At 75.5% G+C, this 13,481-nt stretch carries 13 protein-coding genes; 3 read left to right on the plus strand and 10 right to left on the minus strand.

Annotation, left to right across the window (positions count from 1 at the left end):
- Positions 1 to 115: 115 nt before the first annotated feature.
- Positions 116 to 952 (plus strand): alpha/beta fold hydrolase, encoded by an 837-nt coding sequence (locus D459_RS0108510; RefSeq protein WP_017592575.1) that lies wholly within the window; start codon positions 116 to 118, stop codon positions 950 to 952.
- Positions 945 to 1,517, plus strand: a complete 573-nt coding sequence (locus D459_RS0108515; protein ID WP_017592576.1) for a TetR/AcrR family transcriptional regulator — start codon at positions 945 to 947, stop codon at positions 1,515 to 1,517. The genes D459_RS0108510 and D459_RS0108515 overlap by 8 nt, the downstream gene beginning before the upstream one ends.
- 69 nt (positions 1,518 to 1,586) lie before the next feature.
- On the opposite strand, the gene D459_RS0108520 is transcribed toward D459_RS0108515, so the two are convergent.
- From D459_RS0108520 to rpsB, 5 genes are all read right to left on the minus strand, one after another.
- Positions 1,587 to 2,525: a phosphatidate cytidylyltransferase gene (locus D459_RS0108520; protein ID WP_017592577.1), complete on the minus strand. Its 939-nt coding sequence runs from the start codon at positions 2,523 to 2,525 to the stop codon at positions 1,587 to 1,589.
- Between the two features lie 16 nt (positions 2,526 to 2,541).
- Positions 2,542 to 3,099 carry a ribosome recycling factor gene (gene frr, locus D459_RS0108525; protein ID WP_017592578.1) on the minus strand — a complete coding sequence of 186 codons (558 nt, stop codon included), beginning with the start codon at positions 3,097 to 3,099 and terminating at the stop codon, positions 2,542 to 2,544.
- A gap of 86 nt (positions 3,100 to 3,185) precedes the next feature.
- Complete coding sequence (gene pyrH / locus D459_RS0108530; protein ID WP_017592579.1) at positions 3,186 to 3,953, minus strand: UMP kinase; 768 nt, start codon at positions 3,951 to 3,953, stop codon at positions 3,186 to 3,188.
- A gap of 135 nt (positions 3,954 to 4,088) precedes the next feature.
- Positions 4,089 to 4,922 carry a translation elongation factor Ts gene (tsf, locus tag D459_RS0108535; RefSeq protein WP_017592580.1) on the minus strand — a complete coding sequence of 278 codons (834 nt, stop codon included), beginning with the start codon at positions 4,920 to 4,922 and terminating at the stop codon, positions 4,089 to 4,091.
- Positions 4,923 to 5,007: 85 nt separating this feature from the next.
- The gene (gene rpsB / locus D459_RS0108540; RefSeq protein WP_017592581.1) at positions 5,008 to 5,922 is read right to left on the minus strand and encodes a 30S ribosomal protein S2; all 915 of its coding nucleotides are present in this window, start codon (positions 5,920 to 5,922) and stop codon (positions 5,008 to 5,010) included.
- A gap of 328 nt (positions 5,923 to 6,250) precedes the next feature.
- On the opposite strand from rpsB, the gene D459_RS36515 reads away from it, so the two are divergent.
- Positions 6,251 to 7,192 carry a M23 family metallopeptidase gene (locus D459_RS36515; protein ID WP_017592582.1) on the plus strand — a complete coding sequence of 314 codons (942 nt, stop codon included), beginning with the start codon at positions 6,251 to 6,253 and terminating at the stop codon, positions 7,190 to 7,192.
- Here the strand turns inward: D459_RS36515 and D459_RS0108550 are convergent.
- The 5 genes from D459_RS0108550 to D459_RS0108570 all read right to left on the minus strand — a co-directional run bounded on the left by D459_RS0108550 (position 7,155) and on the right by D459_RS0108570 (position 12,411).
- The gene (locus D459_RS0108550) at positions 7,155 to 8,060 is read right to left on the minus strand and encodes a tyrosine recombinase XerC (protein WP_017592583.1); all 906 of its coding nucleotides are present in this window, start codon (positions 8,058 to 8,060) and stop codon (positions 7,155 to 7,157) included. The two genes, D459_RS36515 and D459_RS0108550, sit on opposite strands and share 38 nt — an antisense overlap.
- Positions 8,057 to 8,428 (minus strand): RidA family protein, encoded by a 372-nt coding sequence (locus D459_RS0108555; protein WP_017592584.1) that lies wholly within the window; start codon positions 8,426 to 8,428, stop codon positions 8,057 to 8,059. Before D459_RS0108555 ends, D459_RS0108550 begins: the two co-directional genes overlap by 4 nt.
- 460 nt (positions 8,429 to 8,888) lie before the next feature.
- Positions 8,889 to 10,040 carry a DNA-processing protein DprA gene (dprA, locus tag D459_RS0108560; protein WP_017592585.1) on the minus strand — a complete coding sequence of 384 codons (1,152 nt, stop codon included), beginning with the start codon at positions 10,038 to 10,040 and terminating at the stop codon, positions 8,889 to 8,891.
- A gap of 463 nt (positions 10,041 to 10,503) precedes the next feature.
- Complete coding sequence (locus tag D459_RS0108565) at positions 10,504 to 12,027, minus strand: YifB family Mg chelatase-like AAA ATPase (RefSeq protein ID WP_017592586.1); 1,524 nt, start codon at positions 12,025 to 12,027, stop codon at positions 10,504 to 10,506.
- Positions 12,028 to 12,411 carry a YraN family protein gene (locus D459_RS0108570; protein ID WP_017592587.1) on the minus strand — a complete coding sequence of 128 codons (384 nt, stop codon included), beginning with the start codon at positions 12,409 to 12,411 and terminating at the stop codon, positions 12,028 to 12,030.
- Between the last annotated feature and the right edge of the window lie 1,070 nt (positions 12,412 to 13,481).

A 13,481-nucleotide genomic window follows, 5' to 3' on the forward strand; every position in this document is an offset into this window, starting at 1 on the left:
TGCGGGGAGCGGGGCCGGCCGCCCCCGCGCTCTGGGTCCGCCGCCCTCTTGACCCGGAAAGCTAAGGGAATTAGCTTTACGGTTAATCAGGATATGCGAACTTTGCGGAGGAGCCATGCACCGCCTCGACCGGCCCGGTGGACGGATCGCCTACGACCTGCACGGCCCGGCCGGCGGGCCGCTCGTGGTGTGCGTGCCGGGGATGGCCGACGTCCGGGCCACCTACCGGCACCTCGCCCCGGCGCTGGCCGGGGCCGGGTACCGGGTGGCCGTGATGGACCTGCGCGGGCACGGCGACAGCGACGCGACCTTCACCGACTACGGCACCCTCGCCACCGCCACCGACACCGCGGCGCTCATCGAGGAGCTGGGCGGGCCCGCGATCGCGGTCGGCAACTCGCTCGGCGCCACCGCCGCCGCCTGGGTCGCCGCCACCCGCCCGGAACTGGTCTCCGGCACCGTGCTGCTCGGCGCCTTCCTCCGCGGCGACGGGCTCCGCGGGCCCCTCGCGCTGCTGCTCCGCGCGATGCTGCTCCGCCCCTGGGGGCCCGCACTGGGCACCGCCTACCTGCGCGGCCTGTTCAAGGGGCGCACCACCGAGGGGCACGCCGAGCACATCGCGGCGATCCGTGCCGGGTTCGGCCCGGCGGACCGCTACCGCGCCGTCACCGCCACCATCGCCAACGCCTTCCGGCCGGTCCCGGCCCGGCTGGACGACGTGGCCGCGCCCGCCCTGGTGGTGATGGGCGCCGACGACCCCGACTGGCCGGACCCCGCCGCCGAGGCCGACTGGATCGCCGGCCGACTCGGCGCCCGGCGGCTCGTCGTGCCCGAGTGCGGCCACTACCCGGCGGCGCAGCGCCCCGACCTGGTGGCTCCGGCGGTGCTGGAGTTCGCCGCCGCGGTCGCCCCGGCCGCCCCGGCCGGCGCGGAGGGGGGCGCCGGTGCCTAGGGCCGGACTCACCCCCGCCTCGGTGGCCGGGATCGCGGCCCGCCTCGCCGACGAGGAGGGCTTCGACCGGCTCTCCCTCTCCTCGGTGGCCAAGGCCGCCGGCGTCTCGGTGCCCAGCCTGTACAAGCACGTGGCCGGGCTGAACGGGCTGCGGCGGGCGGTCGGCCTGCTCAGCGCCCGCGAGTTCGGCGCCGTGGTCGCCCGCGCCTGCCTGGGCCGCTCCGGCGAGGAGGCGCTCCGCTCGGTCGCCGCCGCCTACCGGGGCTACGCCCGGGCGCACCCCGGCCGGTACGAGTCGCTGAACCTCGCCCCCTCCCCGGAGGACGCGGAGGCCGCCGAGGCCTACCGGGTCCCGGTGGACGTGCTGGCCGCGGCGCTGCGCGGTTTCGGCGTCCCCGACGAGGAGGCGGTGGACGAGGTCCGGGCGCTGCGCAGCGCCCTGCACGGCTTCGTCGACCTGGAGGCCCGCGGCGGCTTCGGGCTCCCCCGGGACGTGGACCGCAGCTTCGAGGTGCTGGTCGACCGGTGCGTGGCCGGCCTGCGCGCCAGGTCCGGCCCGCCCTGACCCGGAACGCGCGCGGGGCGGCGGCCGATCGTCCGGCCGCCGCCCCGCGCACTCGCCGTGCGGAGCCGCTCAGAGCAGCAGGGCCAGGACCACCCAGGCCACCGGCCCCGCGATGAGCAGCGAGTCGACCCGGTCCAGCAGGCCGCCGTGGCCGGGCATGAACCGGCCCATGTCCTTCATTCCGAGATCGCGCTTGATCAGCGACTCGATCAGGTCGCCGAGGATCGCGGCGCAGACCACCGCGACGCCCAGCACCAGGCCCACCCAGACCGGCCCGCCCAGCATCAGGGACACGGTCAGCGCGCCGGCGATCATGCAGGCCAGCACCGAGCCGGCGAAGCCCTCCCAGGTCTTGTTCGGGCTGATCACCGGCGCCATCTTGTGCTTCCCGAGCAGGATTCCGGCGAAGTAGCCGCCGATGTCGCTGCTGATCGTCACCACGATGAACGCGATGAGCCGGGCCCGGCCGTCGTCCGGGTCGGCCACCAGCAGCTGCCAGGTGCCGAGCAGGAACGGCAGGTAGCAGAGGGTGAACAGGTTCGCCGCGGCATCGCGGACATAGCCCTCCGCACCGCCGCGCAGCCGCCAGCCCAGCGCCGCGATCGCGGTCAGCGCCGTGGCCCCGACCAGCCAGTCGGGGCCGCCGAAGTGGGCGCAGAACTGCATCGCCACACCGCCGACCGCCAGCGGCGGCAGGGCCAGGCGGGCGCCCTGGCCGCCGACGGCGCGGTTCAGCTCGCGCAGTCCGATGAGCGTCGCCGCCGCCGTGATCAGGGCGAAGGCTTGGGGGAAGGGGTAGAGGGAGAGCAGGACCAGGGCACCGAGGGCGACGCCGCTGGCGATCGCCACCGGGAGGTTGCGCCCGGTGCGGACCGGCTCTCCGTTCGGTTTGTGCAGTTTGAAACGCTGGTCGGCGCCGGCCGCACCGCTCTCCGCGGCCGGCTCGGCGCTCTCACCGCCTGCCTCGGCTCTGTGGTCCGGCTCGGAACCCGAGTCAGAGTTGGCCACCGGGTCTTGCTTCTTCCTAGACTTCGAGCAGCTCGGCTTCCTTGGCCTTCAGCATCTCGTCGATCTCCGCGCTGTACTTGTGCGTGATCTCGTCGAGCTCGGCCTGGCCGCGGTGCCCCTCGTCCTCGCCGATCTCGCCGTCCTTGACGGCCTTGTCGATCAGCTCCTTGGCCCGCCGGCGCACGTTGCGGATGGAGACCTTGCCGTCCTCGGCCTTGGTCCGCACCACCTTCACGTACTCCTTGCGGCGCTCCTCGGACAGCTCGGGGAAGACCACCCGGATGATGTTGCCGTCGTTGGCGGGGTTGACCCCGAGGTCGCTCTCCCGGATGGCGCGCTCGATGGCGCTCATCGAGCTCTTGTCGAAGGGGGAGACGACCACCATGCGCGGCTCCGGGACGGAGAACGAGGCCAGCTGGTTGATCGGCGTCCTGGCCCCGTAGTACTCGGCCGTGATCTTGTTGAAGGCCGCGGGCCCCGGGCGGCCGGTGCGGACCGCGGCGAAGTCCTCCTTCGCGACCCCGACGGCCTTCTCCATCTTCTCCTCCGCTTCGAGGAGGGTCTCTTCGATCATTTCGGCTCCCGTGTGTCGCTGTGGTCCGTGGGGTCGTACGGCTGGGGCCGCGCGGCCGGTGCACCGCGCAGGCGGGCCGGGGCTGCTCAGGCGTCCGGCGGGCAGACGATGGTGCCGATCTTCTCGCCCCGCACGGCGCGGACGATGTTGCCCTCGCCCATCAGGTCGAACACCACGATCGGCAGCCCGTTGTCCATGCACAGGCTCACCGCGGTGGCGTCCATGACCTTCAGGCCGCGGGTGAGGACCTCGTTGTAGTTGAGCCGGTCGAACTTGGCCGCGTCGCTGTTGCGCCGCGGGTCGGAGTCGTACACCCCGTCGACCTGGGTCCCCTTGAGGACCGCCTGGGCCCCGATCTCCAGGGCGCGCTGGGCCGCCGTGGTGTCGGTGGAGAAGAACGGCGCTCCGAGGCCGGCGCCGAAGATGACGACCCGGCCCTTCTCCAGGTGGCGGACGGCGCGGCGGGGGATGTAGGCCTCCGCGACCTGGCTCATGTGGATGGCGGTCTGCACCCGCGTCTCGATGCCCTGGCGCTCCAGGAAGTCCTGCAGCGCGAGGCAGTTGATGACGGTGCCGAGCATGCCCATGTAGTCGGCGCGGCCCCGCTCGACGCCGCTGGCGGACAGCTCCGCGCCGCGCATCATGTTGCCGCCGCCGACCACGACGGCGACCTGAATGCCCTCCTTGACCGCCTGCGCGATGGCCTCGGCGACGTACTGGACGACACCCGCGTCGATACCGAGCTGCTCTCCGCCGGCGAACGCCTCGCCGGAGAGCTTCAGTACGACACGGCGCCATCCGGCATCGTGCATCTCCGGCATGTCCGCGGCGCTCTGGCCCTCGTTCTCCGGCACGGCGCTCGGCCTCCTTCTGGTTCCCCCGAGTGGTACGGCGCGGGGGCACCCGTTGACCGTGTCCCCGCCTTGATCCACCGAAGGTGCCGGGGATCAGCGCTCCCCGGCACCTCCATCATGTCAAAGTCCTCAGGACTACTGGCCGACCTTGAAGCGGACGAAGCGCTTCACGGTCACCCCGGCCTCGTCCACGACCTTCTGCACGGTCTTCTTGTTCTCCTTGACGAACGGCTGCCCGAGCAGCGTCGCCTCCTTGAAGAACCCGTTGACCCGGCCCTCGATGATCTTCGGCAGGGCCTGCTCCGGCTTGCCCTCCTCGCGGGCGGTGGCCTCGGCGATCTCGCGCTCCTTGGCGACGACGTCCGCGGGGACCTCGTCCTTGCTCACGTACTTCGGCGCGAGCGCGGCGATCTGCTGGGCGAGGTCCTTGCCGACCTCGACGTCGGCCTTGTCCAGCTCGACCAGGACGCCCATGGTCGGCGGCAGGTCCGGGTCGGACTTGTGCATGTAGCTGGCCACGTAGGCGCCCTGCACCTTGGCGAAGCGGCGGAGCTCCAGCTTCTCGCCGATGACGGCGCTGCGCTCCTCGATGACCTGCTGGACGGACTTGCCCTCGCTGAACTCGGCGGAGAGCAGGGAGGCCACGTCGGCGTAGTCGCCGGCCGCGACGAAGGCGGCGATCTCGTCGGCGAGCTTGATGAAGCTGTCGTTCTTGGCGACGAAGTCGGTCTCGCAGTTGAGCTCGACCAGGACCGCGCTGCTGTCGTCGTCCTGCTTGAGCACGACGAGGCCGTTGGCGGCGGTGCGGTCCGCGCGCTTGGTGACGGACTTGGCGCCCTTGATCCGGAGGAACTCGACGGCCTTGTCGAAGTCGCCGTCGTTCTCCTGCAGGGCCTTCTTGCTGTCCATCATGCCGGCGCCGGTCATGTCGCGCAGCTTCTTGATGTCGGCGGCGCTGAAGTTCGCCATAGCTGTTCTCTGTTTCCCTTGACGTGGGTCGACGTGGACGCGGGGAGAAAGGGGCCCTCCCGCCCGGGGGCGGGAGGGCGCGGGCCTAGGCCTGCTCCTGGCCCTCGGCGGCCGGGGCCTCGGCGGCCGGGGCCTCGGCGTCGGCGGCCGGAGCGGCCTCCTCCGCCGGGGCGGCCTCAGCGGCCGGAGCCTCAGCGGCCGGAGCGGCCTCGGCGGGCTTCTCCTCGGCCTTGCCCTCCAGGAGCTCGCGCTCCCACTCGGCCAGCGGCTCCTCGGCGGACTTCTTCTCGCCGGCGGAGGCGCCGCCGGAGCGGACCAGGAGGCCGTCGGCCACCGCGTCGGCGACCACGCGGGTCAGCAGGCTGACGCTGCGGATCGCGTCGTCGTTGCCCGGGATCGGGTAGTCGACCTCGTCCGGGTCGCAGTTGGTGTCGAGGATCGCGACGACCGGGATGTTCAGCTTCCGGGCCTCGCTGATCGCGATGTGCTCCTTCTTGGTGTCCACGACCCAGACCGCGCTGGGCACGCGGGCCATGTCGCGGATACCGCCGAGGGTGCGCTCCAGCTTCTCCTTCTCGCGGCGCAGCCCGAGCAGCTCCTTCTTGGTGAGGCCGGAGGCGGCGACGTCGTCGAAGTCGATCTCCTCCAGCTCCTTGAGGCGCTGGAGCCGCTTGTGCACGGTGGAGAAGTTGGTGAGCATGCCGCCCAGCCAGCGCTGGTTGACGTAGGGCATGCCGACCCGGCGGGCCTGCTCGTCGATGGCCTCCTGGGCCTGCTTCTTCGTGCCGACGAAGAGGATGGTGCCGCCGTGGGCGACCGTCTCCTTGACGAACTCGTAGGCGCGGTCGATGTAGGCCAGCGACTTCTGCAGGTCGATGATGTAGATGCCGTTGCGCTCGGTGAAGATGAAGCGCTTCATCTTCGGGTTCCAGCGACGGGTCTGGTGCCCGAAGTGGACGCCGCTCTCGAGCAGCTGACGGATGGTCACGACAGTGGCCATGACACTTCCTCCCTGGCGCGGCGGGCGCGGCCCGCCTCGGTTGTCTCCTGACGCCCCGGCCGGACCGCCGCGCCGCCGAGTGGCGGTGCGGACCGTGGATACGACCCCTCCCTCGCGGAAGGCGCGTGGGCGTGCGAATTGGTCGGCTCACAGTGAGCCGCCCACGATTCTAACCGGCATCGGATGGCGGCGCGCCCCGTAACCGCCGACTCCGCGAGATGTCAAGCACATGCGCCCCGGAACCCGCGTGTCGCGGCGGCGGAACCGCCCGTCCACAGCCCGCGGATTCCCCCTGGAGAGACGGGCGCGTCCCGGCCACCCTGGGGACATGAGCCCCACCCGCCTCTCCGCCCTCTGCCGCTCCGTCCTCTGCCGCCCCCTCCTCTGTCGCTCCGCCCTCTGCCGCCCGCTCCGCCTCCGCCGCCTGCTGCGCCCGGTGCCCGCCGCGGCGCTGCCGCTCCTCGCCGCGGTCCTGCTGCTCGCCTGCTGCCGCCCCCAGCCGGCCGCCGCCGACGCGCACCGCTGGCAGTGGCCGCTGGACGGCCGGCCGCGCGTGGTCCGCCCGTTCTCCCCGCCTCCCGAACCGTGGCTGCCCGGCCACCGCGGGGTGGACCTGGCCGCTCCGGCCGGCGCGGAGGTGCGCGCCGCGGGCCCCGGCCGGGTGGCGTTCGCCGGGCGCGTCGCGGGCGTCGGCGCGGTCTCGGTCCGGCACGGCGCGCTGCGCACCACCTACCTGCCGGTCAGGGCCTCGGTGGCGCGCGGGGACCCGGTCGCCGCGGGCGACCCGCTGGGCACCCTGGCCCCGGGGGCCCGGCACTGCCCGCGCGGCCCCTGCCTGCACTGGGGGCTGCGCCTGGGCCGCGACTACCTCGACCCGCTGGCCCTCCTCGGCCTGGGCGAGGTCCGGCTGCTCCCACCGGACGGCCGGTCCCCGGCCCGCGCCCCGACCGCCCGGAACCGGCCGGGCGGCCGCCGCCGTGCTTTCCAGCCCGTGCGACCGGCCCGAACACGGCCGAGGGGCGGCACGGCGGAGGAAACGGCGGAGAAACGGGGGCCGGCGCCGCACCGGGCCGCGCCCTTCGGCCGCCCCGTTCCGGGGTCCCCCTCACCGCAGAGCGCCCCGGAGGCGGGGCCGGGCGACCGCCGCAGCGCCCTCCGGTCCGCGCGGCCGGGCCGGCGCGGTGCGGACGCGCCGCGCCGCGCCTGCGGGGCCGGTACGGCGGGCGCGCGGGTCAGGCGCGGGGGTGCGCCCGCCGGTAGACCTCCTTGAGGCGGTCGATGGAGACATGGGTGTAGATCTGCGTGCTGTCCAGCGAGGAGTGGCCCAGGTACTCCTGGACGCTGCGCAGGTCGGCGCCGCCGTTGAGCAGGTGGGTGGCGGCGCTGTGCCGCAGGGCGTGCGGGGAGGCCGCGGTGCCGTCCTCGCCCGGCCCCATCCGCTCGCGCACGTCCTGCCGGGCGCCCCGGACGCCCAGCCGCCCGCCGCGCGCGCCGAGGAACAGCGCCCGCCCGCCGGCCCCGGTGGCGAACGCCGGGCGGCCGTCGCGCAGCCAGGCGTCCAGGGCGTCCAGGGCCGGCGCGCCGATCGGCACCGCCCGCTCCTTGCCGCCCTTGCCGAGGACGCGCAGGGTCCCGCGCTCCCGGTCCACGTCGTCCAGGTCCAGGCCGCACAGCTCGGCCACCCGGATGCCGGTCGCGTAGAGCACCTCGACCACCGCGGTCCGGCGCAGGCCGCGCGGGCTCCCCTCGTCCTCCGCCGGGCGCTCCAGGGCGGCGGCGGCCTGCTCCTCCCCCAGCACCTTGGGCAGCCGCCGGTGCCGCGCGGGGGTGGCGAGCAGCGGGCCGGGGTCGTCGCCGAGCCGCCCGAGCCGGTGCAGGTGGGCGGTGAGCGCCCGCGCCGCCGCGATCCGCCGGGCGACGGTGGCGCGGCTCGCCCCGGCCTCGGCCATCCGGGACAGCCAGCCGCGGAGCAGGGCGATGTCGATGCCCTCCGGCCCGGCGCCGCGGCCGGCGGCGTAGGCCAGCAGGCTCCGGGCGTCGCCCAGGTAGGCGCGGACCGTGTGCGGGGAGCGGCCGCGCTCGGCGTCCAGGTGCCGGGCGAAGTCGTCCAGCAGCTCCCGGTGCTCCTCCGCGCTCACCGCTCCCCTCCCGGCTCCCGGGGCAGGCAGGCCACCCCGTCCACCTCCACCAGGTAGCGGGAGTCGGCCAGCCCGGTCACCTCCACCAGGGTCGCCGCGGGCCGGGGCTGGTGCACCAGGAACTCGCGCAGCACCTGCCGGACCGACTGCAGGTCGGCGATGTGCCGCAGGTAGTAGTTGACCTTGACCAGGTGGCGGATGTCCGCCCCGTGCGCGCCGAGCACCGCCTCGATGTTCCGGAAGACCTGCCGGGTCTGCGCCACGGCGTCCCCCTCGGCGACGCTGCCGTCCGGGGCCTCGGGGACCTGGCCGGAGATGAACAGCAGCGGACCGTCCGCGACGAAGCCGTCGCTGTAGTTCTTCGCCATGCGCCAACCCTAGCCGCGCCCCGCCCCGCTCCCCTGGACGAACCGGGGCGTTTCCCGCACCGCTTCCCCGCGCTTCACCCCGCGTTCGGCAGCGGAGACCGCCCCCACCGCGCCTCACCCTCCGGATCACCGCCCCGCCGGGCCGCCGGGGCCGGCGGAAGGGCGCGAAGCGGACCACGGTCGGCGGCCGCCCCGAGGCGGGAGGCCCTCTCCGGCTCGCCGCCGGGGTAGGGGGACCGCGAGGAGGCGCATCGCTCCCGGCGGCCGAGACGCCGGGCCCCGCGTTCTCCGTCGGCGATCCGGTGCCCCGCCCAACGGCCCGCTGGACGAGCGCGCGGAACCGCTCCCCCACGGCGGGCGGGGAAGCGCGGGGGCTCCGCAGGGGGAGGCGGGGAAAGGCCGACGCCCCTGGTCCGGCGCAGGCCGCCGGGCGCCGGGCGCCGGACGGCGGGCGGCGGCGTCACGGGGGCTCGCTGTTCCTCCGGCGGCGCCAGCCGGAGGGGCAGCGTTCGATGAATCCTCCGGCCGCCAGCAGGCCCAGATGGCGCAGGGCGGTGTCCAGGCCGGTGCCGGCCTGGGCCGCGACGGCGGCCGGCCCGGCCCCGGGGCGCTCCGGGACTGCGTCCAGGATGCGGCGGGCCTCCTCGTCCAACCCGTCGCAGGCCATCACGGTGCCGCCGGAGGCGGCCAGCTCCTCCCCGATGGAGCCGAGCTGCTCGGCGACCTCCGCGGCGCCGCCGACGCAGACCGCCTGCCAGTCCCGGAGCAGCCGGTGGCAGCCGGCCGAGAGCGCCGAGGTGACCGGCCCCGGCACCGCCATCACCGTGCGGTGCAGCTCCTGGGCGTGGTGCGCGGTGTTCAGCGCACCGCTGCGCAGACCCGCCTCCACCACGACGGTGCCCGGGGTGAGCGCGGCGATCAGCCGGTTGCGCACCAGGAACCCGTACCTGGTGGGCGCGGCGCCCGGGGCGTTCTCGGTGACCAGGACCCCGTGCTCGGCGATCTCGCCGAAGAGCGCCTCGTTCCCCCTCGGGTAGAACCGGTCCGGCCCGCAGGCCAGCACGGCCACCGTGGGCGTCCCGCCGGCCAGCGCCCCGCGGTGCGCCGCGGAGTCGATGCCGTACGCCCCGCCGGAGACCACGGTCCAGGCCCGCACGGACAGCGCGTGGCCCAGTTCCGAGGCGACGTGCAGCCCGTAGGCGGTGGCGGCCCGCGACCCGACCACCGCCACCGAGCGCAGGCAGGAGTTGCGCAGGTCCTTGCGGCCGCGGACCCACAGCGCATAGGGGCGCCGGTCGCCGAGCGGGTCGAGCCGGCCGGGCCACTCGGGGTCTCCGGGCGCCACCAGCCGCGCACCGGCCTCGGCCGCCCGGTCCAGCAGCCGGTCCGCCTCGACCCGCTCGGCCCGCAGCCGCCACCGCTCCGCCCGGTCCCCGCGGCGGTCCTCCGCGGTCGCCGGGAGCAGCCGGTCCAGGGTCCCGCCGCGCAGCGCCGCCCACACCTCGGCCGCGGGCCGCTCGCGCAGCAGCCGCCCCAGCGCGGCGTCCCCTGCCTCAGCCGCCGCGGTGAGGCAGGCCCGCGCCATGCCCTCGTCCTCCACCGGCCCGGTCACCGCACGTCTCCCGCCCCGCCGCGATGAAAGGCGGGCGGCGCCCCGCACCGCCCCCTCCCCTCGCCGCCCCAGGCGGCCCCGAACACCCGGCGCGGTCCGGCGGGGACACCGGCAGAACCGAGCCCCTGGAGCATGCGAACCGGGCCGAGCGCCCGAGACGGCCGGGCGGGCACACAGGCCGAGCCGATCACCCGGCGCAACCCGGCGGGCCGCCCTCTCCTCCGGCTGCTCCCAGCGCCGTTCCCCCGCGCCCGTGTGAGCGCGCAGGCCGGACCGGACGCCCGAGGCGCGCGGGCAGAGGCGGTCGGCGGCACCGCTGCCGTTCCTTCCGGCACGGCCTCGGGGCGATCCCTGCGGCGCCCCCTGGGGCCGTCGGCGGTTCTGTTCTCTGCGGCTCTGCTCCCCTCTGCGGCTCTGCTCCACGAGGGACGGAAGCGGGCCCTGGACCGGCCCGGGTCTCGGGTCATGGGTGGCCTCCCGACCAGAGGGCGTAGGCGAGGGCCGCGTGGTCGCCCTCGGGGATCGGACTGCCGTCGAGGTCGGCCAGGGTCCAGGCGACGCGCAGGGTGCGGTCGACCCCGCGGGCGCTGACCTCGCCGCGCTCCATCGCCCCGGCCAGCACCCCGCGGGCGGCGTCGCCCACCGGGAAGGTGCGGCGCAGCTCGGCCCCGGGCACCTCCGCGTTGGCCCGCCAAGGGGTGCCCTTGAAGCGGCGGGCAGCGCGCTCCCTCGCCTCGGCGACCCGGGCGGCGACGGTGGCGGAGTCCTCGGTGAAGGCCCGGTCGGCGAGGAGTTCGGCGCGGGTCACCGGCTGGAGTTCGAGCTTGAGGTCGACCCGGTCGAGCAGCGGCCCGGAGAGCGTACCCAGGTAGCGACGGCGCACCGCGGCCGGGCAGATGCAGGCCGCCCCCGGGCGCGCGCAGGGGCACGGGTTGGCGGCCATCATCAGCTGGAAGCGGGCGGGGAACCGGACCGCGCCCGCCGCCCGGGAGACCAGGACCTCGCCCGTCTCCAGCGGCTGGCGGAGCGCGTCGAGGACGCCCCGCTGGAATTCCGGGGCCTCGTCCAGGAAGAGCACGCCCCGGTGGGCGTGCGAGACGCAGCCCGGGCGGATGACACTGCTGCCGCCGCCGACCATCGCCGCGCGGGTGGCCGAGTGGTGCGGGGCGCTGTACGGGGGCCGGGTGATCAGGGGCTCGCCCCGGGGCAGGGTGCCTGCGACCGAGTGCACCGCGGTGACCTCCACCGCGTCCTCGGTGCACAGCTCGGGGAGGATGGTGGGCAGCCGCTCGGCGAGCAGGCTCTTCCCTGTTCCGGGCGGGCCGACCAGCAGCAGGTGGTGGCCGCCGGCCGCGGCGATCTCCAGGGCGCGGCGGGCCATCGGCTGGCCGGCGACGTCGGCGAGGTCGGGGCGGCGCCTGGGCGGCTCCGGCTCCTCGGCGATGTCCTCCTCGTCGTCGATCTCCTCGACCGGGCGACCGCGCAGCCGGGCGAACAGCTCGGGCAGCGAGCCGACCGCGATCACCTCGACGTCGGGGACGAGGCGGGCCTCGGCGGCGTTCTCCCGGGCGACGACGAAGGTCCTCAGGCCGGCCCGCGCGGCGGCCAGCACCGCGGGGAGCACCCCGCCGACCGGGCGGGTGCGTCCGTCCAGGCCGAGTTCGGCGAGGAAGACGCTGTCGTGCACGCCCTCGGCGGGGACCGCGCCGTCGGCGCCGAGCACGGCGGCGGCGATGGCCAGGTCGAACCCGCTGCCGCGCTTGGGCAGGCTGGCCGGGGAGAGGCTCACCGTGATGCCGCAGTCGGGCCAGCTCTCCCCGGAGTTGGCCACGGCGGCGCGGATCCGGTCCCGGGCCTCGCGCAGGGCGGTGTCGGGCAGGCCGACCAGGGTGACCGCGGCCGGCCCGGTCCCCAGATGGGCCTCGACCTCGACCGGGTGCCCCTCGACACCGACCAGCGCCACCGACCGGGTGCGGGCGATCGGCATTCAGGCCACCCCCCGGTCGTGCCGGAGGTAGGCGCGGCCGTCCCTGCGGACCAGCACGCCGATCACGTCGACCCGGGTGCGCGGCGGGGCGGTGCGCCGGTTCTCCTCCCGCCACAGCCGGGCCAGCCGCCGCAGCCGTCTGCGCTTGCCCCGGTCGACCGCCTCCAGCGGCGTGCCGAACCGCAGCCCGGTGCGGGTCTTCACCTCGACCACGATCAGGGTGCCGCCCCAGCGGGCGAGGATGTCGATCTCGCCCTCCCGGCACCGCCAGTTGCGCGCCAGGATCCGCAGCCCGGTCCGGCGCAGGTGCGCCGCGGCCAGGTCCTCCCCGTACCGGGCGAGCGCCGCCCGGCTCCAGGCCCGCTCCCGCGTCTCGAAGCCCATCTCCGACCACCTCCGCCCTCCACGGTGACCGCTCCGCCCCCACCGCGGGGAACCGATCCGCCGCCTGTGGACAGCCCCCTGTGGACGAGCGTGCTCCGGCGACGGGTGGACGGCACCATGCGGCGGCGACGGCAGAGGTAGGGGCGTGGCGAAGGCGATCACCCGAGCGCGGTGCCCCACGGGGTCGGGGTTCAAGCTGGCAGCGACGGCAGGGAGGGGGACCGGCCGGTCGGTCCGGCGCGGCGCATCGCGGAGTGCAGGTTCAAGCGAGCAGCGACGGTGGGGAGGGGGACCGGCCGGTCGGTCGGGCGCGGCGCCTCACCGGGTGACGGCTCAAACCGGCGGCGACGGCGGGAAGGGGCGGGGTCGGGCGCCCCGGCCGGGTGCGAGCCCCACGGAGCGAAGGTTCAAACGGGCAGCGAAGGCAGCAGTGGGGCGGGGCGAAGGTGGTCGCCCGGGCGCGGGCCCCACGGAGCGGGGGTTCGAGCAGGCGGCGACGGCGGCGGTGGGCACCGGCCGGTCGGTCGGGTGCGGCAGAGCAGATGGGGGCGGTCGGAGTGAGCCGGGGCGGCGGGATCGCCGCGCCCGCGTCGCCCGGGCGCCGGGGCCGGCCGCCATCGAAACCACCACCCCTCTCCGACCTGGGCAAATACGCAGGGTGATGGTGGGATGAGGCGCCCTGCGCACCGCGAGAGCACCCCGGTGATTCCTGGGCGCGCATCCTGGGCCGGATCGCCCCCTGGCAGGCCCGGTTGGGGCCGATCGGGCCGGTGTTCGGGGATTCGAGCAACCCGGAAGGCCGCAAAGCAGGGGGCCGGAACCCAGGGAGGGCAGAAGTGGGGGCGGTATGACGCTTTTGTTCTCCCGAGGGAGCCCTACTTGGCCACTCTGGGTAATCGACGAGGGGGTGGTGGAGGCTTCGAGGCTTACTACTCGCTGGTAGATGCAATCGAGGTGCTGCGGAGGTGCGCAGGGCGCCCCCGCCCCCGCCCGTTCCTCGCCGCAAACCAGGCAGATAGGGATAAGGCCCCCTGACGGACCCGGGCGGCGCGGGCCGGCCCGCGCCGCCG

The organism is Nocardiopsis potens DSM 45234 (assembly GCF_000341105.1).
GTDB classification, from domain to species: domain Bacteria; phylum Actinomycetota; class Actinomycetes; order Streptosporangiales; family Streptosporangiaceae; genus Nocardiopsis_A; species Nocardiopsis_A potens.